Below are 21,998 nucleotides of genomic sequence, written 5' to 3'. Positions count from 1 at the left end.
AGGTCAAATCATTCCCCTCGCTTTTATTTCCAGGTATTTATTGATACTGTCGATCGTGAGGCTTTCGGGAGAAGAGAGCACACATTGAATACCGTGCCGCGTTAGTTCACGCACAATCAACCGTTTCTCAAAAGCAAATTTTTCGGCAATAATCTTATCGTACACATCGTTCAGGTTTTCCGCTTTTTTATCAATCAGCCGGTTCAGTTCTGTATTTTTAAAAAATACCACTATGAGCAGATGATTTTTGGATATGGCTTTCAGGAAAGGGAGTTGCCGTTGCAACGCATCGGTCGTTTCAAAATTGGTATAAAGGATCAACAGGCTTCGTTGTGTAATGATTTGTTTGATTTCTACATACAACCGGTTGAAATCACTCTCCAGGAAGTTGGTTTCTATGCGGTACAATGCATTCATGATCTTTTGCATCTGTCCCGCTTGCCGATTGGCAGGAACACGGTCTTCCACTTTCTTCGAAAAAGTAAGCACGCCCGCCTTATCCTGTTTTCTGATAGCGATGTTGCTGAGCGCCAATGTAGAATTGACGGCATAATCCAACAGGCTCATCCCGTTGAAAGGCATTTGCATGCTTCGTCCCTTGTCGATAAGGAGATAAACCGGTTGCGATTTTTCTTCCTGGTATTGGTTCACCATCAATTGTGCTTTTTTGGAAGTCGCCTTCCAGTTGATGGTACGTATGTCATCACCCTGCACATACTCCTTGATCTGCTCGAACTCCATGGTATGGCCGATCCGGCGGATTTTCTTTAATCCATACTCAAAAGGGTTATGGGAAAAAGCAATCAGGTCATATTTCTTCATCTGGATGAAGGAAGGATAGGCTGCCACGGCCGCATTATCCGAAAAGACAAACCGCCTCATCACCAGCCGGAGCGGTGAAAGCACAAATATATTGAGTTTCCCGAACTGGTATTCTCCGCGCTGTACAGGACGCAACGAGTACGTATAGTCTTCTTCGGAGAACGATTCTATACGGCTCTCTATGAGGAAATCCCGTTTCTGATATTGAGCAGGAATTTCATCGATGATACGCAAACGGACGGGGATGCGATAGTTGCTCGCGACCTTTATCCGGATATAATTCTCATCACCATTCGAGAGCATTTCCGGCAAAACCCGTGATGCCGAAATACCATCCTTTCCTGAATACAACACAAATATATCTACCGTGAGAAATAATAATAAAACAATTAACAACCCCACCGCCACAGGATATAACCAACCCACGAAGAAAGAAACGAAGGAGCACACTGCCATACCCAGCAGCCACCAATAAAACAGTTGGTTTATGTATAATGATTTCAATATTTGCATAGAATTAAATATAGAGACAAAAATCAAGATACAAGATATCTTAATCATATTTCCGTATGGCACAATTCTGTTTGTTTTATCAGAAACATGAGGGGAAAATATTCTTACTATCGCGGAACTTCTATATGGGAAATTATTTCCGAGATGATTTGTTCAGCTTTGAGTCCTTCCATCTCCTTTTCAGGGGATACAATCATGCGGTGGCGCAATACCGGAATAGCCATTTCCTTGATATCTTCCGGTGTCACAAAATCACGGCCATGAAGGGCCGCCATTCCCTTAGCTGCGTTCAGGACTGCGATCGAGGCACGCGGAGAAGCGCCCAAGTAGAGGAACGGCGTCCGGCGCGTTTGCTGCACTATATTAGCGATATAAGCCATCAAGTGGCTTTCTACCACCACTTCACGCACAAGTAGTTGATACTTTACAATATCTGAACCGGCCACCACACTATTGATATTTTCAGTCTTGTTAAAACCCTTTGTTTCATGCTCCCTACGGATGATCTCAAACTCCTCCGCGACATTGGGATAATCGATAACGATCTTGAAGAGGAAACGGTCCAGCTGCGCTTCCGGCAAGCGGTAAGTCCCCTCCTGCTCGATAGGATTCTGCGTAGCAATCACAATAAATGGGTCCTCCATCCGGTAGGTAGTGCCATCGAGTGTCACTTGTCGTTCCTCCATGACTTCAAACATGGCTGCCTGTGTCTTTGCCGGTGCCCGGTTCACTTCATCCACCAGGATAAGATTGGCAAAAACAGGGCCTTTACGGAATTGGAAATCGGACGTTTTCATATCAAAGACCGATGTTCCCAGGATATCGGAAGGCATTAAATCAGGGGTGAACTGTATCCTGCTGAAAGAAGTATCCACCGCTTTGGCCAACAATTTTACGGCAAGCGTTTTGGCAATACCCGGTACGCCTTCCAACAGCACATGCCCGTTAGCCAAGAGTGCCACCAACAGATAATCAATTAATTTATCCTGCCCCACAATCACTTTTTGCAGCTCCGCCCTTACGGCATCCATTTTGTGCTGTAATCCACTCAAATCGATCCTCGATTCAAACCGGATATTCTCTTCTACCTTTTCGTTCGATTCCATATTTTATTCATTTTTAAAGACTTATTTAATTGAGAATGAAAGCTGCCTAAGGGGTGAAGTGATTGATCACATTGGCACATTAGTCCCATTAGTCCTCGTTCCAAAACTGATCTATTAGCGTACTCAATTGTACCAGTTGCTCTTTGTCACATTCACCCCGCCGTCTTATCTGCTTGATCAAAAAGAAAATTTCTTTGACCAGTCCGGGATCTTTTCCCGATTTCAGACAAACCCGATTGGCCAGTTCCTCCCCTTCCAACTGCGTATCTATATGGTAGGTTCTGCGTACCCTATCCATAAAATAAATAATCTTCTCCTGTGTAATATCAGAAATATCGCCTTCCTGAAAATAGAGATTGCCAATGGTCTGTGCAAATTCTACGGTGGTGTTCTGCAGTGGTTTGATGATGGGAACTACCCGTTGTTTGCGTTTGGCTGTAAAAACCATGAACACGATCAGTCCATAAAGGAAGACCAGCCAAGTCATCCTCAATGCCGGATATTCAAATACAACGTTCAGTGGGGTATTTCCGCTGTTTGAGCTATGCTGCTGCGACTGTACGAACCAGACAACCGGCTGGTCCGGCAAATAGCTCAGCACTCTTTCTGCGTACTCCTGTAATGCTTCATTCGAAAGCAACGAAAAGTTGGAGAAAATAACCGGTTGGTTATGCAAAATGATTTTACCTTCTCCAAAGCTGAACTCCATAAAATTGATGTACTTCGTCTCATCCTGAAATTCCATATATCCCAACGCCGTTGCCGAAGCTGTGTCGGCCTCCAAAAACACATACTGCCCGAAGACTGGAGAATAGGAATACTCCTCCCCACTCCATTCTTCTTTCGAAAAGGAGAGACGCAAAGAGTCTCTCTCTCCGGGCTTAGCGGTGAAACCAACCGAGTTCTGGAGAGAGGCATATTCACAAGAGGTACGCAGCGTGTCGGTCAGATAGGGCGTGAATCCGTCGGACGCAATAAAAAGGGTACTGCCTTGCCTTACGGCATGGAGCATTTTGTTTACCAACGCATCGTCTATATATGCATATTCCCGGATGAATAGATAGGTTTCCTTTTTCACGTCCAGGCTATCCTGTGGCTGAAAATATTCAAACGGATTTTTATCGTAGCGGACGACGCTGCCATTGAACAGATGGTCGATCTCACGGTCCATCACATATAAATCCAGCGGCTTCTTTCCGTCCAAGTAATAAGTCGGGGACCAGTCCAGCGGTTTTTCCCGCGACAGGTCTATCGCAATCATTACGGCAATAAGGACTGCAAACAGGATCAGATATATTTTTAATGCCCTACTCATTGTCCGGATTTATTTTTATGTGACGGAGAAACGTTTCACGGGTGCTCCTATATTCCGAATCGTTCAGCGAAAACTCACCATACCAGATGTAATTGTAGAGGTAGGAGAGATACCTGAATTCGTCCTGCAATGCCTTATCCTTTATTTCGACAAGATAATCGACGTTTGTCTTGTCGGGATTCCACACGATCACATTGTCGTCTGCCAATGTCTTCAACAGCCATAAGTAGAGCAGACGGACCGACTGACGCGCATCTCCGATCTGTTCCGCTTCTTTGAGAAGCGCACTGAAATCAGCTTCGTGGATATGCTGTTCTACATTCGAGAGGTTGACAGCCACAGATTCGTTTTTCTTTTCAAAAAACCAACGCCCACGGTGATTCATAAACAGCCGCACAAGAATATAGACCGCCACCAGAAAAACCAGCACCAGCAGTATATCCAAAATGATATCAGACAGATTATTAATTCTTGAGGAATCCGGCTTTCCAAGCAACCTGTCGAGCCATGACCCGATCATCTCTTTCAGTCGTTGCAAGAGACTCTTGTTGACATTCCTTTCGTAATTCAGCTCCTTGTCCGACGCATATTTCCCGACAAGATCTCCGTCGAAATGCCGCAAAGAGGTGATAGACGAACTATCTTTAGGGATCACATCGATAATGCTGTCACGCTGAAGTTGCGACAAGTTATTCGGATAAACGGTTTTGGCATCCGGAACAACGTGCAATGTATCGTCGATTATCTCGTCGGGGGCATGGGGAACAGACACAACGCTATCCTGCGGAAAAGCTCCAAGACAGGAGGTAATCCCGATAACAAAAAGGATAATCACTCGTTTATTCCACATTCTGTCCTATTAAATCAATTTCCGATAATGCCTGTGTATGGTTCACCTGTTCCAGCGTGCTGTAATATACCATCCCCTGGTTTACCATCAGGATATTCGACATGATATACGACAATATAAGTGCGACAATATACAAAACCGACATATACACACCTAAACTTGCGCTCAACGCTCCATTTCCGGATGACAATACCGAAAAGAAGATGATCATATAAGGAATCAGGGTGACGACGCTCTGGGCAATGTTCAATAAGATATAAATAACCGCTGCCGACCCGATGATATGCCAGAATTTCTTTGAGAAGAGGATTTTCCAGCCCTGCCGCATCGCATCGGTAAAAGATATATCGTTGAGCAGATAGGCATAGAACGTCTGCATAATCCAGACTGAGACAGCCGGCATGAGCAAAATCAGAACAAAAACACCCACCACCAATATAACCAGCACGCTCGCCAGGACAGTCGCCACGGTAATGAGCGGCAAGAACGTAATAAGTGAAAACAAGGCGAAACGAATGATTTTAGGGAAGAATTTTTTTATTCGCTCAAAAATTTCAGAGGCGGAAAAATCGGCCCTATCCGTCTCCTCAGTCATCTTCAGATAAACAACAGGATAGGCTGTGGAAAGAATGGAAAAGAAGATAGTCAGCACTATCGCCACAACCAGTAGGGACATAAACAGCAAAGGGTTATCTGTGAAATAATAACCTATATCATAACCGATGCCGCGATTGGACGTATTGAACAAAGCGGTAAAAAGATCGCGGAAGAGAAAGAAATAAAACAGACTGAGCAGTGCAAGGATACCGCCGGTGATGACAATATAATTTCCGAAAAAATTTTTCCAGTAGATTTTGAAAAAGGCGATAGTATCGCTGATATACGCGCTAAAATCTCTTTGTTTATACAACTGAAACATGCGATATAAATTAGATGATTGATTGTATATAGTGGGACAATTCTCTTCTTTTCCCCATTTTTCGGGAAAGGATAAACGGATAAACCATATAATAGAAGAAAATAAAAGCGAAAGAGCCCAAGATAATGATCAGATTCAATGAAAGGGGCATTGTATTGGAAAGTCTGGTCACAAACCCCTCAATAAATCCTGCGGCAACGAAGAACGGGAGGGTACTCAATATGATATAAAGGCTTTCCCTGAATCCCATCCTGAAGGAGTTGAAACGGGAATAAGTGCCGGGAAAAAGTACCGACGCCGCCAGAATAAATCCGGAGGCAGTAGCCACGATGATGCTGAAAATCTCCATTGCCCCGTGCAGCCAAATGCCCTGTAGGCTCTCAGCAAAAACACCCTGTTCATAGAAGAAGTATTGAAACGAACCGACCATGATACCGTTTGTCATGGCAATATAAAAAGTGGGAATTCCGGCGAGTATGCCAAAAATAAAAGCCCGCAATGCCACATTCACGTTATTTACCGTGATCCCTATAAAAGACCCCATACGTCCGCCCGATTTATATACCGCCATCGGGTCGCCTTTCTCAATATTTTCCAACGTCATGTTCACGTAACCGTCGCCTAGGATCAAGCGCACAAACGTATCGTCATATTTCGCTGAGACCGCTCCTAAAACAACAAAAAACAAAAACATCACAAAGGCGAACCACATCGTTTTTCGATGCTTGTACATCAACAGCGGCACATCGGTTGTGAAAAATTTCCGGAATCTGTTCTTTTCTAAACGCTTTGTTTTGTAAATTTTGCGGTATATTTGCGTGACCAGAAAATTGAGATAGTCCGTTGTCTTGCTTTTTGGGTAATAAGTCTGCGCAAAAGAGAGATCATTCAGCAGGTGGATATAGAGGTTCGCCATCTCGTCCGGGTTACGGGACTGATTGGAGGCCAACGACTGCTCAAACTCCAGCCACTTGCTTTTATTTTGTCTGATAAAGGCGACTTCTTTCATATCGCTCGCTAAATTAGTATAAAATGTCAAAGTTATACATAACAACCACACAAAATGTACCACTTTTTTTCAATACCGCATCAATAGGCGAACGGATGCTGGGCTATCTCATCGACATGATCATAAAAGTGTCCTACGCCATCAGCCTGTATTATCTCTTGAAATACCTGGGTGCCTTGGATGTAATTATCAATATGGAAATGTGGAACCGGAATGCAGTCATTTTGGTAATCTATTCTCCCGTAGCATTTTACTCGCTGATCAGTGAAAGCTTGATGGAAGGACGAACCTTGGGAAAGATGCTGGTCAAAACTCGTGTAGTGAAGATAGACGGTTACCAGGCATCCTTTACTGACTATTTTACACGGTGGATATTCAGGCTCGTCGATATTGATTTAGGATTTATAGCGGGTGCGGGGTCGATGCTGCTCAGCAAGCACACGCAGCGTTTAGGCGACTTGGCGGCAGGCACGGCTGTGGTCTCCGAGAAATCGAAATATAATTTGACCCACACCATTTTAGCAGAAATAAATGGGGACTATCAACCCCATTTCACCCGGGCACAGATGTTACGATTTAACGATAACGACATGCGCATCATCAAAGAAAATGCCGTCATCGCTATTCAGAGCAGGGATGAAGCATTGATGGATAAACTCACCATTAAAATAGAAGAGGTGATCCGTAGTAAAAACCAATTTTCCACAAGGAGAAATTTCATCGCAAAAGTAATCGAGGATTACAATTATTATACCGGAGAATAAAGCTGCTCAGAATTCAATTTAAAGACAACCATATCAATGCCATCCCTATTCTTTTCGTGCCGAGAATATAAAGTCAAAGAGTAAAATATTGTCAGAATCTTCAGTCATTTTCTTCTTGATATAATATTTACGTTGTTTGATAACATTCACTTCCGTCGATCCAAAACACAAAGCTTTGGCAAAAGAATTCAACGGTAAGAGAGAAAGACAACATAATTTAAGGTCATTTTGAGTGAGTTTGGCATGAATAGTACACAAATCTCTTTGAAAATTTGCAAAATGAATATCAAGTTCGCGTTGCAGGTGATCTTGTTTCTCATAAGTTAACACTCTTACATTTTTACTCCTATCCTGACACTCCAATTCTTTGATTTCCGTGTAAATAGGGATTTGTTTAAATATCTCCGCCTGCAGAAGATAGCTATTATAGGCGAGCGATTTATGTAACTTCTTCTTTGTTTGAATGGTTGAATTTAATTTCTCCAATTCCTTTTTCTTTCTTGTTGAATAAACAGAGACTCTCTTTTGACTTATATAAAACAGGAAAACAATGACAATCAGCAAAATGAGACTTGAAAGTATCACAAAGAAAAGCCTGACTTTATTTTGACGTCTTATCGAAGAAAATATATTATCAATATTATCTTTCTGATTACGAACTGAATCCTCAATTTCTATGGATCGCTGAAAAAGAAGCATAGCATTTTTATGGTATAATTCCAAATAATTGAGAGCAATATCATAGTTTTCAAGCCGGATCTCTATGAAATTCAGGTATAAATAGGATTCGATCCTTACCGGTATATCGGTAGAATTAGCACTTTGAAGCAAATAAACACGCGCTGAATCATAATCCAATCTCTCTATACAGTCTTTTCCTTTACGCAGATAAAGAGAATCTTGAAGAAAGTCACTCTTGGCCGTAACCAATTTTGTTCCGGGAGGATGATCATCATGCATACTCCCTAAACAAAGATGAGCAGAGGCTAAAAAAAAATATACAATATGCAGGACTCTCATATTGAAATCGTCTGTTTTTCAAAATCAAACTATTCAACTATTTCCCAATTCTCCTCATTCTGAACTTTCCGGTTTTGGTCAAATTCAAGATATCCTGAAATCCACATTTTCTTTCCCTCTACCTTCACTTCGTAGGTAGCACTTTTCCCCTTCCAGCTTGTCATTCCCGGCAACGCATATAAAATTTTTTCGGTATAGACACCATCTTTGAGTGTATAGATTCCCGATGCGCCAGAGATGATATTCCCCTCTTTATCAAACATCGTCCAGATGAAATGAGTGGATGTGATATGCTTTAGGACGGTATAACCTTCAGGGGTAGAACGCCCCGAGCTATCCAGAGATTTCCATGTACCTTGTATGTTCTGAGCACTTAAAGTACTAGTAGCTACAATCAATAGCAATGCAAAAAAGAATGTTTTTGTTTTCATACAATTAAAATTTAATTTTAAAACAATAGGCTTTTCACAGTGCAAAGTAAAGGATGTAAAAGGTATAATCAAAAAATAAAAGGCAATATTACCACTAAACAAAGAACTAAGTATCAAGCATATACAAAAACAGACGTAATATTAATATTTTTCTCTGATTAAATAAAAAATCAACATAAGCAATCGTCCCCAAAACTATCTCACCGTCCTTATCCTATACTCGCAGGCCACTTTTCCTTTTTCCATATTAGCCAGTTTACCTTTCACCATTCTCTTACGGAGTGGTGAAATTTTATCGACAAACAGGATACCGTCTATATGGTCGTATTCGTGTTGGATGACGCGCGCCCTAAAGCCGGAGAACACCTCATCGTGCGGTTGCAGGTTCTCATCCAGATATTGGATACGGATTTCCTCTTCCCTGGGCACTTTCTCATGGATACCGGGGATACTCAGGCATCCCTCTTCAACAGCGTCCAATTCCCCACCCCGTTCAATGATATGCGCATTGATAAAAGCTTTTTTGAAGTCCTTGAACTCAGGGTGTTCCTCATCCTCCAGCGGGGAGAGATCCACCACAAAGATACGGTCCTCCAAGCCCACCTGTGGACCGGCAAGTCCAATCCCGTCGGCATTATACATGGTTTCGAACATATTATCGATTAACTCCTTCAAGTTAGGATAGGTCTCCGGATCAATATCCTGTGCCACTTTCCTTAAAACCGGGTGTCCGTAAATATATATGGGTAATATCATAATCATTAAATCATCTAATCATCACATCAATCTCCTCTCCATATACCCCTGAAGGATAATGGCCGCACTGATTTCGTCAACCAGTTCTTTGTTTTGACGATCCTTTTTTTTCAGTCCGGCATTCCTCATTGTCTGCTGGGCCATTTTGGATGAAAACCGCTCATCCCAATATTCCACTGGAATTTGCGGGTATAATTTTTTCAATCGGTTCACGAAAGGCTCTATCCGTTTCATGTTCTCCGAAGGCTCATTGTTCATCTGTTTGGGTAATCCTACCACAATAGAAGATACCTCTTCTTTTTGGAGATACTCATCCAAGAAATCAAAAATCCGGGATGTTTCCACTGTCGTAAGGCCATTGGCGATAATCTGCAGCGGATCGCTCACGGCTATTCCGGTACGTTTTTTCCCATAATCGATAGAAAGAAGCCGCCCCATAAGTTTCAATGAACATCGAATGTACGTCTGCGCAATTCAAAATCGCGCCCCAGATATTTTTCCCTTACCACAGGATTATCCGCCAGTTCCTCCGCGGTTCCCTGGAAGAGCACTTTTCCCTCGAAGAGCAGGTATGCCCTGTCGGTGATACTCAATGTTTCGTCCACATTATGGTCGGTAATAAGAATACCGATATTCCGGTATTTCAACTGAGCCACAATCGACTGGATATCCTGCACCGCAATCGGGTCGATTCCCGCGAACGGCTCATCGAGCATAATGAATTTCGGGTCGATAGCCAGACAGCGGGCAATTTCAGCACGGCGGCGTTCTCCACCCGAAAGACGATCACCCGTATTCTTCCTAACCTTTCCCAACCCGAACTCGTTGATCAGGCTTTCCAGTTTTTCCTTTTGTTCTTTCGGTGACTTATCAGTAAATTCCAATACCGATTTGATATTATCTTCTACCGTCATCTTCCGGAAGATAGATGCTTCCTGGGCCAAGTAACCAATTCCGTTCTGGGCACGTTTATAAACCGGATAACGGGTAATGTTCCGTTCACCGATAAATATTTCTCCTTCGTTTGGTACGATCAAGCCTACCGTCATATAAAAGGTAGTAGTCTTCCCGGCACCGTTGGGACCAAGCAAGCCCACAATTTCTCCCTGTTTCACATCAATGGAGACATGATTCACAACTGTACGTTTGCCATACCTCTTCACCAGATTTTCGGTACGCAACGTCAGCGATTTCTCTTGTGACACACTATCCTGCGGTAGCGTATCAACCCCTTCGATCTCAATGCCGGATGCCATGCCATCTTTCGTTTCGTCCATTCACTCGAAATATTTTCGCAAATATAGTGAAAGCCGTGAGAATTGCCAAATCTGTTTGAGCATTTTCGAGGCGTATCCTAATTTATAAAAAGTTGTGAGTTAACAGCAGCTTCTATTTTCATTCTGAAATAATTACTGTAGACTGTTCCATCTGTCCGGATACAGGAGGATTCATTTTTGACAACGCCACTTCAATCAGGTTGATTTGCGGAAACGCCTCTTTTACTTTCCGTAAAATACGGTATGCCGCATTTTCGATTAACTTCGATGGTATCGACATCTCCTCTTTCACCAGTTCATACACTTCCGCATAGTTGACGGTGTCCACCACATCATCACTGGTACACGCCTCCGATAAATCGGCAGAAAAACGTAATGTCACAGAAAAATTATTTCCTTGAATTGTTTCATGCTCCAATACGCCATGGTAAGCAAAAAAATGCATATTTTTTAATTCGATGGAGATTTTCATAGAACATTTCACTATATTTGTTGATCTAAATACAAATATAATGAAAACAAGCGAAATTCCTCAAAGACTTTCAGCCATAAGACAATTTATGGAAGAAAAAAAGCTGGATGTGTTCATTGTTCCCAGTACCGATGCCCATTTAAGTGAATACCCTCCCAAACATTGGGAATCCAGGAAATGGATCAGTGGCTTCACCGGTTCTGCCGGAACCGCTGTGGTATCAAAAAAAGAAGCAGGCGTATGGACCGATTCGCGTTATTTCCTGCAGGCGGCTGATCAATTGAAAGATACCGGATTCGAGTTATTTAAAATGGGACAATCCGACACGCCCGACATGATTGATTGGGTTGTTGCACAGGCCGGTAAAGGCGGAACAGTAGGAATCGACGGGTTGGTATATGCTGCTGCTGATGCAAAAGCGCTAAAAGCCAAACTCGAGACAAACGGAATTCGGTTGGAGACTTCGCTGGATCCATTTTCTGTCATATGGGACAATCGTCCCGAAATCCCCAAAAACAAAGTCTTTACATTACCGGAGAACGTATCCGGTGAATCGGTAAAAAGTAAGATTGCCCGTATCAATGCCGAATTGAAGAAAGCGAATGCGGATGGATTGATCATCGTCACTCTCGATGCGGTAGCATGGACTTTTAACCTCCGCGGTAACGATGTAGATTATAATCCTGTCGCTTTGGCCTATGCCTACGTCTCGGAAAAAGAAACGGTATTATTTATTGACCCCGACAAGCTGACCGATGAAGTAGCCGGTTCATATAAAAAACAGGGAATCAAGATTACCGGTTACAATGATATCTTTGAATATATCTCCAGAGTCCCGGCAAACAGTACAGTATGCATCACCGGCAATAAAATTAATTACAAATTGCTGCAGACTATTCCCGCTTCTTGTGCAATCATAGATATACCCTCACCGGTAGACCTGATGAAAAGCATCAAAAACGAAACAGAATTGAAAGGATTCCGGAATGCCATGATCAAAGATGGGGTAGCGCTTGTAAAATTCTTTATGTGGTTAGAGAAAGCAGTACCCGCAGGAGAAGTGGAAGAGATAACAGTAGAAGAAAAGCTGTATGAATATCGTTCCCAGCAAGATCTCTTTGTGGGTGAAAGTTTCGCCACCATTGCAGGATATACTGGCAACGGTGCGGTTGTACATTATCACGCCACGCCCCAGACCAGCCAACAAGTACATCCCGAGGGATTGCTGCTGATAGACTCAGGCGCCCAGTTTAAGGATGGCACCACCGATATTACCCGTACGGTAGCAGTCGGGAAGTTGAGTCGACAGATGAAAAAAGATTATACATTGGTGTTGAAAGGTCATATCGCCCTTGCCACCGCCATTTATCCCGAAGGGACACGAGGCTCGCAGCTCGACATACTTGCCAGAAAATTCCTGTGGAATAACGAACTCAACTACGGTCACGGTACCGGGCATGGCATCGGACATTTCCTTAACGTCCACGAAGGACCTCAAAATTTCCGTACAGAAGAAAATCCAACCCAACTCAGACCGGGAATGGTCACTTCCGATGAGCCGGGAATATACCGTGCAGGTCAATATGGAATCCGTATTGAGAATCTGATTGTCACACAAGAATATAAAAAAACCAAAGAGTTCGGCACTTTCTATAATTTTGAAACCATCACGCTTTGTCCCATCGACACCAAACCAATAGAGAAAAAACTCCTGACTAAAGATGAGATTAAATGGCTCAACAACTACCATAAAATGGTATTTAAAAAGCTGAAAAAATATCTCACCGAAGAGGAAAAAGCCTGGCTGAAACGAAAGACAAAAGCGATTTAACAGTATGCCAATCTATCAATATGCCTATGTGCCAATTGAACAACCGTTCATTACAATTATTGGTCATATTAGTCTCATTAGTCATATTAATACATCATGCCCCTTATAAAATCAGTTCGAGGTTTCACTCCAAGAATCGACGAAAGCACTTATTTGGCAGACAATGCCACCATCATTGGAGATGTAGTCATTGGCCGTGATTGCAGCATCTGGTTTAACGCTGTGTTGCGCGGTGATGTAAATTCAATCCGTATCGGAGACAGGGTAAATGTACAGGATGGTACAGTCATCCATACATTGTATCAGAAATCGGTATCGATCATTGGCAATGATGTATCCGTCGGCCATAATGCTGTCATCCATGGCGCTGAAGTGAAAGACGGGGCGCTCATTGGGATGGGAGCAATCGTGCTCGACCATGCTGTGGTAGGCGAAGGCGCCATCATCGCCGCCGGCTCGGTGGTATTAAGTGGCACGCAGGTGGAACCCGGCAGTATCTACGCCGGGGTACCGGCCAGATTTGTAAAGAAGGTCGATCCGGAACAATCCAAGGAAATGAATCAAAAGATTGCGAACAACTATTTAATGTATGCAAGCTGGTTCAAGGAACAGGAATGATGGCGGTGCCTCCTAATAGCCGGTTGCAGATAAAGAGATTGGCGGCGGATTAATCTTGCAATACGTAGGAAATAGACTCGTTGCCGTCAGTATCTGTCAATATACCCGGCTGGGTGGATCCAGTCAGGGAAGTATTGGCGATGGGGCGTAATTCATACGTATGCACAGGATTATACTTCATTGTCCAAAGGAAAGGGACCAAAACAAAAACACCCCCGATAATGGCTCCCACGTCCGCACTTTCATTTCTTGACAAGAAAGTCTGAAAGGGCTGATATCCCTCTTTTTCCAACGTAAGATAGGTCACACTTCCCACAATTTTTGTATCAGAATAAGAGAGAGGTGTAACCCCCTTATATTCTCCATTCATATATACTTTTGCCCCACTGGGTTCAGATTGGATCAAGGTAGTATACTGGAACAACCGGCAAACAACATCGTGGCAGCCAGACACAGAGCGGCAGTCCTTATAAAGACAGATTATTGCACAATTCTTTAATTAATATTTATTAACCATCCTTGCGCAACGTTTATCCGCTTTCTGCATCTTATGTTATACAAACATATTTCCATACTTCAAACAAATATGAGCTTAAGATAAAACAGACATTCTAATATGAAAAAATTATTATTGCTGTCATTTTGTGCCTTTCTTTGTTCTGCTTTAGCTATAGAAGCGCAACAACAATCATCCCGTTTCCGTATCGGCGTTGAATATGGCATTTTCGAACTGGAGGGCAAAATCGATGACCGGTGGGAATTTCGTCAAACCAAAAAGAATCATCCCACTCACGATAGTTTTTCAGGAAATGAAAATGTGACAGGCAGAGGCGATGCGCGTTATACAGGCTTAAAATCGGAACTTTCCATATGGGACAATCGTGTCACGCTCTCCTCGGGATTGAGATATACCCTGATCAAGGAACGAATCTCCCCATCCATGAATTCTCAACTTTACCTGTTCCACCCGTCGACACAAGGAGTGGAACTTTTCCGTGTGCACGGAATGAGTGAATCCCTGGGCTATGTGGGTATTCCTCTGGAAGCGGATATACTATTATGGGGACGTCTTAGTAACTGGCAGACCTATGTGAAAGGAGGGGTGCAGGCTGGAGTAAAGGTATACGAGAATACCGGACTCGATTTTATTTCGAAAGAGATGGAAAAATACAAAAACGATATTCTTTCCACAGCCGGAAAGGCACCCTCTGATTTTTTCTCTTATGCCTATGGTAGCATCGGACTACGCTTGATTTTAAAGCACGGGACACGACTTGCCATTGAAGGGGTATTTCCTCCGGTTTATTTTACAAAAAACAATTTTTCCCTGCTTACGAACCAATCCTACGGAGGTGTACAGTTCCTGGTAACAACTCCGGTCGATTTTTTTCCCAGGAAATAAAATCCATAAAAGTTCCAATCATGAAATATCTCAATCTTTTTATCATCATATTTGTCATCACGACCGGATGTTCCCGCGATTTTGATTATCGTATTTCCAACTCAATATTTATTGAAGACCTCGAAAATCCCGGACTTCCCATCTATTCGGAAAAAGGATACAACAGTTTCGGCGTCTATTGGGGACTATCACCGTTTACCACTCAAATGCGCCACGATCCTTCAAAAATAGTAGTGCAAAATGATTCCTGTCATATCTACCTCTCCGGTAACACGGGGGAAGTGGCTCATACCTTGGTAGTATCTCTCCCGGAATATACACCTGCCACATTCATCGAATTGATCTCCTTGAATGGTAAAAAATTCAATTTGACGGGACCGGAATGCGCAGTCTCCCTCCTCTCCTGGGAACGTCCAAGGGAGTTAAAAATACTGGAGGGAGTATTCACTGTCAAACGGGTACAGAATCTTTATGTAGACAAAGAACTGGATAGTGTGATCTTATCCGGCACATTTTCATTTAAGGCTACTGTAGATAATACACCGGTCACATTTTCCAATGGCCGGTTCGATCTGCGTTTCGGCAATGAAAATTTTTATTACTTGCAGACAGATTGAGGCTGTCTCTCAAGGGCCCTACTTTCCTATCTCTCATGCGCTATCCCGTGCCGGTTGGCAGCTACCATCTTATAGAGTTGGTCGTTCGGGCGGATTTTTTTATCGGTCCTGATAGAAAAATAGTCTCCTTTTACTGCTTCGGATACAGTGACAAGATCTACCCTGATATCGTCGGCTGTGAGAAAAACGGCTCCGGTGGTAGGACCGGTAATTAACAGCTCATCCCCCGGTTTTACCGACTGGGTTTCCACAAGAAATTCGGTTACACCAAGCTTTCCGAAATGTTTAATGGCTTTCCCAACGTACACTTTTCGTTTGGTGGCCCCAGACCCATAACGATGTGTCCATTCACCCAGCCGCTGCCCCAGATAGTAACCATCCCAGAATCCGCGGTTGAACACGGTGGAGAGACGTTCATTCCAGTCGTTAATCTTCTCTTCGGCATAGGTATCATTGCAATACGCCTCTACTGCCTCCTTATAACAGGATGTCACCACCCGTACATATTCCGGTCCTCTTGCGCGTCCTTCGATCTTGAATACCCGTACGCCGGCATCCATCATCTTATTCATGAAATGGATGGTCTTCAGATCCTTGGGCGACATGATATATTCATTGTCGACCTCCAACTCTATCTCGCTGGTCTTGTCCTTCACTATATACCCCCGGCGGCAGATCTGGTTGCACGCACCCCTGTTGGCAGAGAGATCCTTTTCATGCAGGCTCAGGTAACACTTCCCCGAAACCGCCATGCACAGGGCACCATGGCAAAACATCTCGATACGGATCAATTCACCCGACGGCCCTTTGATCTGCTGGCCGACGATATCCCGGTAAATAGATGCTACCTGCTCCATATTCAATTCCCGTGCCAGCACCACTACGTCAGCGAACTGCGCATAAAACTTCAGCGATTCGGTATTGGTAATATTCAATTGAGTAGATAAATGCACTTCCACACCAATACTACGGGCATACATCAATACCGCCACATCAGCTGCGATAACAGCAGAGAGGTTCGCCTCCTTAGCCGCATCCACCACCTTTCGCATCAACACCAGATCGTTGTCGTAAATAATGGTATTGACCGTAAGATAGCTTTTTATATTGTGATCACGACAGATAGCCACAATATTATGCAAATCGGCAATAGTGAAGTTATTGGATGATTTGGCACGCATATTCAATCCCTCGATACCGAAGTATATGGAATCCGCACCACCCTGGATAGCCGCCGTCAGCGATTCATAAGATCCTGCCGGCGCCATTATTTCATAATCCTGAATAGATTTCATTCCTGAGCTGTAATTTGGAAGTGCAAAGTTACAAAAAAAATAAGCCAAAGATGTACAATAAAAAACGGATACACCTTTATAAGCACATCCGTTGACTTTTCCTACTATTGAATTGGATTCAATGAGAATAAAACCCGTTACAATTGAAAATCAGTTTTTTTTCAGCAGTACCTCCTCTATAGCTTGCTTGAAAGCATCTTTCGGGAGTGCTCCCTGAGCCATCTGAGGAGCTTCACCCATCGGCACAAAAAGCAAAGAGGGTATACTCCGGATACCAAACTCGGCAGCCAATTGTTGCTCTGCCTCGGTATCCACTTTATAGATATAAATTTCATCCTCATACTCATTGGCTAGTTCTTCAAGGATAGGTGCAATCATCTTGCAAGGGCCACACCAATCGGCATAAAAATCGATGATACAGGGTTTGTCTCCCAGATAAATCCATTGGTCTGGATTCGCTTCCAAATTGGCCACCTTTTTCAAAAAATCGGCCCTCGTTAATTGGATTGTTTTTGTTGATGTTGTCATATTATTTTCTGTTTTTGTTGTATTTTCGTCCCCATTATTTGAAGCGGCTTTCCTATTAGTATTACCACATGAAGCCACTATGAACATCAGGACCATTACCATCACTAAAAAATTATTTTTCATTGCTTTATAATATTAATTACTCTTTTTGATACTTTTATCCGATAACCCTTCTACTTTCTTCGGCTTGTTACCTCCCGAAAAGAGTTCAAAAATGAAATAACCAATCAGTCCGCCGTAAATTATCATTGTATGAGGGCGAGATGTAATAGGACAGGTTCCACTCACACATCCCACATAGTAATAATACAGGTAGCCGCCTAACGATCCGACCAATATTCCCACTATCCTCAACCAGTATTTCTTAAAAAAATATTTCATATAATTATTATCTATTACCCTCTTACTTAAAAAAATTCTTACCATCAGCAAATCTCACTACTCGTCCCGACTTGTCGGGATCAGCAAATCATCCTTTCCCGTGCAACTTATAATACATTTCAACACGTTCGAGAATCGCTTATTAGTCAGCGAATAAAAACTATTCTTCCCGCTTTTGCGGCAACGGAGGATTCCCTTTGCCCTCATATCGGTGAGATGATGCGATAGTAAAGACTGTTCACAATCCATCTGCTCCATCAATTCAGTTACAGACTTTTCACCGACCTGAGAAAGCTGCATAACCACACATAAACGAGTTTCATTGGCAAGTGCCCTCAGAATATATGCCGCCTCTTCAAATTGAGAACGGTCAATCTTATTCTTTTCCAATCCTATTTCTTTTTGCATATCCATCATACTGAACAAAACAAACAAATACATGAACATATATTCATCTATTTTTGTTCAACAAAAGTACAATACTTTTTCAGTTATACAAAATTTGAAGGCGATTACAGTGGAAGAAATTGCCAATTACCAGCCTTTCAATCTAAATCAACCACATCAGCCTCATTATCACATCAAAATATGCGAACATAATAGGTTAGTTTTACTTCAATCATGCGGAATGCCGATCTGGAAAAATACGCTGTATCATCCTCGTTTTGCTGACTACGGGCCGGAAAAATATCTCCCAATCCGAAATAATAGCGTCCTTCAAGATTAAAATCACCAATTCCGGTTTTAAATGCCATTCCTAACCCGGCAACCAGTCCATATTCCATCTTTTTAGGGTCGCTCATTCCTTGATACTGCATTCCGATTTTCATATCCGGATAATCGGCTCTCTGTTGATCCATATAATCAGACAAAGACTGACTCATTACTTCATTATCTCCCACAAGGAATGATATTTTTGGACCGGCATTGAAAATAAATTTTGTCTTTTCGCCAAAGTAGACATGCATTAAAAACGGGATTTCGATATAATTGAGTGTCCTGTTATAAGAAAAACCCGACGAAGTATCAAAATCCTCTTCCCATCCCCGTTGAACTAAATTGAGTTCCATTAAGAGTCCAAGATGCCTTTCCGAAATATACTTTGCGGCTATGCCTCCATAGATTCCCTGTTTGAATGCGGTCGACACTTTGGGAACAAAATCTACTTTAGAAAAAGTAGCGCCCGCGCCCGCGCCCAGATATAGTTCACCATTGAATACTTCTCTCTGAGCCTGAATAGGAAAAGTACTCAAATAGAAAGACACACAGACGACTATAAAAGATAAAAAGGATTTCATCGGCTTTTATCAGTTTTAATAATCCTATCATTTGCACCCCAATTTATGAAATACAAACCGGAATTAATAAATCCCCCCCAATTATTGGGTCTTACAAAATGGAACGGGAACTGGAGTGAATTCACCTTCACCTGTTCAATACTATGCTCGAAATGATTACCATACCTCTGGAGGGCTGTCAGGAAAAACAATCCGGTATCGTATCCCCACATCCCATAACTGGGATAAGTGTCCAATAGGTCTCTGCCATACCATTTACGGAAGTTGGTTTTAAAATCCTCCACATTGTTATCCTGGTCATTCACAAAGAAAGGAGCAAATATATAAGTACCAAACAAGGCGTAATCATTTTTTAGACTGGTATATGTCTGCCAATCGGGATATCCAAAGAGGGTGATAATCAAACTGGAATCGGACTCCTGGACTTTCTTCAATTCATCGATTATCTGGCGGAGAAAGCCAGAATCTCCACTGACGGGAACAATAAGATTTTCTTTATTTCGGCTTAACAGGGGAAGAACGGCAGTACTCAGTGTTGTAGCTGTATTCAAATTCTCATACCTGACGTTATTCTTTCGAAGGTCGTTTTGCAGCAAAGAAACAAAATCATTCTTATCGTTGCTGCCGCCCTGTACGAAAATGATATTCTCATTGCGAAACGTCTGTACGAAAACCGAAGAAGCTTTCGTATAAGTCATCTCCTTCATCGGGTTCACCTGGAATATATTTCCATTGTTCAGCACCTCTGCGTTGGTCTGCGAAAAGGGAACCACATATTTTATATCATGAGAGATCGAAAAATCAGAAAGCAACTTGATCTGGGCGTCACTTACTCCTCCAATAATAAGGTTAAGGGATTGCATTTCCAATGTACCCAGCAAACTACTCAATTTCCGGGTATCATCTCCCTTACCAATCTCAAAAACAAATAACTCTATACTGGCTCCTTGATTTTTCATTTTTTCTACTGCCAGCAAGAATCCCTCATAATATTCCTGAAGACGCAGGTGTGACCCTTTTGTCTCATCCAAAAACGGGAGTAGCAGTCCCACTTTCATTACATTGACTTTCTCTGAAGAAAATGACCGGCTAAGCAATCGGTTTGCTTCATTGGCTCCCGGTCCGGAATCTCCTTCCACTACACTTTTCTTTACAGGAATTAATATTTCCATATCGGTCTTTAATCCTCCCAACAGTATGGCATTCAAATGTTCAATATCCTGCACTTCCACATTATATTGCTTGGCTATACTGTAAAGAGTCTCGCCTTGCCGCACTTTATGAAGGATATTAGTGGTCTGCTGTTCATAGGGCAGTACCACCTCATACGACTCAAAGAATGGTATACGAATGGTTTTCCCTATCCGGAAAGTTTCTACTGATAATCCGGGATTTGCCCGCATCACGTCTTCCGGTTTCAACGAGTAGGTCCTTGATACGGAATATAGAGTTTCTTTCGGAAGTATTGTATGAAAGCGATAGTTCTCTTCTTTCTCTTTACTGATAACCCGACGTTGAGGAATGACCAGTACCTGTCCTTCACTGATTTTCTCCCTCGCTCCGGGATTAAGCCGGTATATTTCATCTACAGTCGTATGATACATCCTAGATATGCTGAATACGGTTTCCCCTATAGCCACAGTATGCGGGAAGGTAGTATTCTGGTCAAGTACCGGAGACGGGGAAGCCCGGGAGACATCAGTCCGCGACAACGATGCCGTCTTTCTCTTGTTCTGTCCGCTAACCGGGATCAATAATTTTTGACCATTCAATAAGCCTCTCTCCGCACCGGGGTTATGGCGCAAGATATCGGCTACGGAAACCGAGAAAATACGAGATACGGCATAGAGTCCTTCTCCGGACTGAACGGTATATTCGTAATAGGTCTGTCCATCCACCACTACAGTCTGATAGTTCAAATCCTGCGCCGGAAGAGAAAAAAGAGTTACGCACAAGAGAAGGAGAACCGCATATATTTTACTCATAATAAGAATATTATCTATATCTACCCCATTAACATGGGGTTCTTATACAACTTATGTAATTGAATGTTTTCGTTAAGCCAAATGAGCAAAGGATAAACTTGCTTATACTATGCCATAGCAAGAAAACACCCAATGAAATTGAACGTTTAACGCACAAAAATAGAAATATTATTTGGATTATCCTAAAATGGCAATGGGTCATTTCCCTGAGGAACAAGGCCGGATGAGGGAAAAGAGGAATCCGCCGGTGACTCGGCCGGCTTGGAATGGACGTTCATCCTTGAAGGGCGCTCCACATAATTCCTCCCCACCGCATAGTCGTCAAGATTCTGGAAACGGGCATATTCATTATCGAACCGCATACTGGCGATACCGGTAGGTCCATTACGATGTTTCGCCACAATAATCTCTGCAATACCCACCAGAGAGTTACCCCGTTCATCTTCAGTGATCCGGTAATATTCGGGACGGTGAATGAAACAGACAATATCGGCATCCTGCTCTATGGCTCCGGATTCACGTAGGTCGGCCAACTGTGGTCTTTTACCTTCCACTCCCTGGCGGTTCTCCACACCGCGGTTCAACTGCGACAGTGCGATGATGGGAATATTCAACTCTTTGGCCAATCCCTTCAATGAACGGGAGATCATGCTCACCTCCTGCTCACGACTACCAAAACTCATACCACTCGCATTCATTAACTGCAAGTAGTCGATAATCAATATTTGCACACCATGTTCGCGAACCAAACGACGCGCTTTGGTCCGCAACTCAAATACCGACAAACTG

The 21,998-nt window shown here is 42.8% G+C and carries 25 protein-coding genes; 5 read left to right on the top strand and 20 right to left on the bottom strand.

All coding sequences use genetic code 11. The features are described 5' to 3' along the window. Positions 1-3 precede the first annotated feature (3 nt). The 6 genes from B4G81_RS07430 to B4G81_RS07405 all read right to left on the bottom strand — a co-directional run bounded on the left by B4G81_RS07430 (position 4) and on the right by B4G81_RS07405 (position 6,534). On the bottom strand, positions 4-1,335 hold the full coding sequence (locus B4G81_RS07430; protein ID WP_294081359.1) for a DUF58 domain-containing protein: 1,332 nt from the start codon (positions 1,333-1,335) through the stop codon (positions 4-6). A gap of 107 nt (positions 1,336-1,442) precedes the next feature. Next, positions 1,443-2,441 (bottom strand): AAA family ATPase, encoded by a 999-nt coding sequence (locus B4G81_RS07425; protein ID WP_294081358.1) that lies wholly within the window; start codon positions 2,439-2,441, stop codon positions 1,443-1,445. An 88-nt stretch (positions 2,442-2,529) separates the two neighbouring features. Beyond that, positions 2,530-3,756 carry a DUF4350 domain-containing protein gene (locus B4G81_RS07420; protein ID WP_294081357.1) on the bottom strand — a complete coding sequence of 409 codons (1,227 nt, stop codon included), beginning with the start codon at positions 3,754-3,756 and terminating at the stop codon, positions 2,530-2,532. Continuing rightward, the gene (locus B4G81_RS07415; RefSeq protein WP_294081356.1) at positions 3,749-4,606 is read right to left on the bottom strand and encodes a DUF4129 domain-containing protein; all 858 of its coding nucleotides are present in this window, start codon (positions 4,604-4,606) and stop codon (positions 3,749-3,751) included. The genes B4G81_RS07420 and B4G81_RS07415 overlap by 8 nt, the downstream gene beginning before the upstream one ends. Beyond that, entirely contained in the window at positions 4,596-5,516 is a 921-nt protein-coding gene (locus B4G81_RS07410) for a hypothetical protein (RefSeq protein ID WP_294081355.1), read from the bottom strand. Before B4G81_RS07410 ends, B4G81_RS07415 begins: the two co-directional genes overlap by 11 nt. Before the next feature lie 19 nt (positions 5,517-5,535). Then, positions 5,536-6,534: a stage II sporulation protein M gene (locus B4G81_RS07405; RefSeq protein ID WP_294081354.1), complete on the bottom strand. Its 999-nt coding sequence runs from the start codon at positions 6,532-6,534 to the stop codon at positions 5,536-5,538. 23 nt (positions 6,535-6,557) lie between these two features. On the opposite strand from B4G81_RS07405, the gene B4G81_RS07400 reads away from it, so the two are divergent. Next, positions 6,558-7,298: an RDD family protein gene (locus B4G81_RS07400; RefSeq protein WP_294081353.1), complete on the top strand. Its 741-nt coding sequence runs from the start codon at positions 6,558-6,560 to the stop codon at positions 7,296-7,298. 45 nt (positions 7,299-7,343) lie between these two features. Here B4G81_RS07400 and B4G81_RS07395 read toward each other — a convergent pair whose 3' ends face one another. The 6 genes from B4G81_RS07395 to folB all read right to left on the bottom strand — a co-directional run bounded on the left by B4G81_RS07395 (position 7,344) and on the right by folB (position 11,254). Next, entirely contained in the window at positions 7,344-8,318 is a 975-nt protein-coding gene (locus tag B4G81_RS07395) for a hypothetical protein (RefSeq protein ID WP_294081352.1), read from the bottom strand. A 29-nt stretch (positions 8,319-8,347) separates the two neighbouring features. Then, the gene (locus tag B4G81_RS07390; protein WP_294081351.1) at positions 8,348-8,749 is read right to left on the bottom strand and encodes a hypothetical protein; all 402 of its coding nucleotides are present in this window, start codon (positions 8,747-8,749) and stop codon (positions 8,348-8,350) included. Positions 8,750-8,944: 195 nt separating this feature from the next. Further along, complete coding sequence (gene def, locus B4G81_RS07385) at positions 8,945-9,505, bottom strand: peptide deformylase (protein ID WP_294081350.1); 561 nt, start codon at positions 9,503-9,505, stop codon at positions 8,945-8,947. A gap of 21 nt (positions 9,506-9,526) precedes the next feature. Further along, complete coding sequence (gene ruvX, locus B4G81_RS07380) at positions 9,527-9,943, bottom strand: Holliday junction resolvase RuvX (RefSeq protein WP_294081349.1); 417 nt, start codon at positions 9,941-9,943, stop codon at positions 9,527-9,529. A gap of 5 nt (positions 9,944-9,948) precedes the next feature. Next, positions 9,949-10,782, bottom strand: coding sequence for an LPS export ABC transporter ATP-binding protein (gene lptB / locus B4G81_RS07375; RefSeq protein WP_414703180.1), 834 nt, complete (start codon positions 10,780-10,782; stop codon positions 9,949-9,951). A gap of 118 nt (positions 10,783-10,900) precedes the next feature. Beyond that, positions 10,901-11,254, bottom strand: a complete 354-nt coding sequence (gene folB, locus B4G81_RS07370; RefSeq protein ID WP_294081348.1) for a dihydroneopterin aldolase — start codon at positions 11,252-11,254, stop codon at positions 10,901-10,903. A gap of 40 nt (positions 11,255-11,294) precedes the next feature. Here folB and B4G81_RS07365 point away from each other — a divergent pair, with 40 nt between their 5' ends. Together B4G81_RS07365 and B4G81_RS07360 are read left to right on the top strand one after the other, a co-directional pair. Continuing rightward, complete coding sequence (locus B4G81_RS07365) at positions 11,295-13,085, top strand: aminopeptidase P family protein (protein WP_294081347.1); 1,791 nt, start codon at positions 11,295-11,297, stop codon at positions 13,083-13,085. Positions 13,086-13,181: 96 nt separating this feature from the next. Continuing rightward, positions 13,182-13,703 (top strand): gamma carbonic anhydrase family protein, encoded by a 522-nt coding sequence (locus B4G81_RS07360; protein ID WP_294081346.1) that lies wholly within the window; start codon positions 13,182-13,184, stop codon positions 13,701-13,703. A gap of 49 nt (positions 13,704-13,752) precedes the next feature. Here B4G81_RS07360 and B4G81_RS07355 read toward each other — a convergent pair whose 3' ends face one another. Beyond that, complete coding sequence (locus B4G81_RS07355) at positions 13,753-14,073, bottom strand: hypothetical protein (RefSeq protein WP_294081345.1); 321 nt, start codon at positions 14,071-14,073, stop codon at positions 13,753-13,755. A gap of 246 nt (positions 14,074-14,319) precedes the next feature. On the opposite strand from B4G81_RS07355, the gene B4G81_RS07350 reads away from it, so the two are divergent. Both B4G81_RS07350 and B4G81_RS07345 read left to right on the top strand, forming a co-directional pair. Continuing rightward, on the top strand, positions 14,320-15,105 hold the full coding sequence (locus B4G81_RS07350) for a hypothetical protein (protein ID WP_294081344.1): 786 nt from the start codon (positions 14,320-14,322) through the stop codon (positions 15,103-15,105). A gap of 20 nt (positions 15,106-15,125) precedes the next feature. After that, the gene (locus B4G81_RS07345; RefSeq protein ID WP_294081343.1) at positions 15,126-15,722 is read left to right on the top strand and encodes a hypothetical protein; all 597 of its coding nucleotides are present in this window, start codon (positions 15,126-15,128) and stop codon (positions 15,720-15,722) included. Positions 15,723-15,748: 26 nt separating this feature from the next. Here the strand turns inward: B4G81_RS07345 and B4G81_RS07340 are convergent, their stop codons facing one another. From B4G81_RS07340 to B4G81_RS07310, 7 genes are all read right to left on the bottom strand, one after another. After that, the gene (locus B4G81_RS07340; RefSeq protein WP_294081342.1) at positions 15,749-17,017 is read right to left on the bottom strand and encodes a peptidase U32 family protein; all 1,269 of its coding nucleotides are present in this window, start codon (positions 17,015-17,017) and stop codon (positions 15,749-15,751) included. Between the two features lie 150 nt (positions 17,018-17,167). Next, entirely contained in the window at positions 17,168-17,668 is a 501-nt protein-coding gene (gene trxA, locus B4G81_RS07335) for a thioredoxin (protein ID WP_294081341.1), read from the bottom strand. Positions 17,669-17,680: 12 nt separating this feature from the next. After that, complete coding sequence (locus tag B4G81_RS07330) at positions 17,681-17,926, bottom strand: DUF6132 family protein (protein ID WP_294081340.1); 246 nt, start codon at positions 17,924-17,926, stop codon at positions 17,681-17,683. Between the two features lie 57 nt (positions 17,927-17,983). Continuing rightward, entirely contained in the window at positions 17,984-18,334 is a 351-nt protein-coding gene (locus B4G81_RS07325; protein ID WP_294081339.1) for an ArsR/SmtB family transcription factor, read from the bottom strand. 173 nt (positions 18,335-18,507) lie between these two features. Further along, entirely contained in the window at positions 18,508-19,224 is a 717-nt protein-coding gene (locus B4G81_RS07320) for a porin family protein (RefSeq protein WP_294081338.1), read from the bottom strand. Then, complete coding sequence (locus B4G81_RS07315; RefSeq protein WP_294081337.1) at positions 19,221-21,209, bottom strand: LysM peptidoglycan-binding domain-containing protein; 1,989 nt, start codon at positions 21,207-21,209, stop codon at positions 19,221-19,223. Before B4G81_RS07315 ends, B4G81_RS07320 begins: the two co-directional genes overlap by 4 nt. A gap of 182 nt (positions 21,210-21,391) precedes the next feature. After that, on the bottom strand, positions 21,392-21,998 hold a 607-nt coding region (locus B4G81_RS07310; RefSeq protein WP_294081336.1), incomplete at its 5' end, for a replicative DNA helicase.

The organism is Proteiniphilum sp. UBA5384, assembly GCF_002410825.1.
In the GTDB taxonomy this organism is placed as follows: Bacteria; Bacteroidota; Bacteroidia; order Bacteroidales; family Dysgonomonadaceae; genus Proteiniphilum.
The sequence above is the reverse complement of the archived record's forward strand: the minus strand, read 5'-3'. Positions and strand labels throughout refer to the sequence as shown.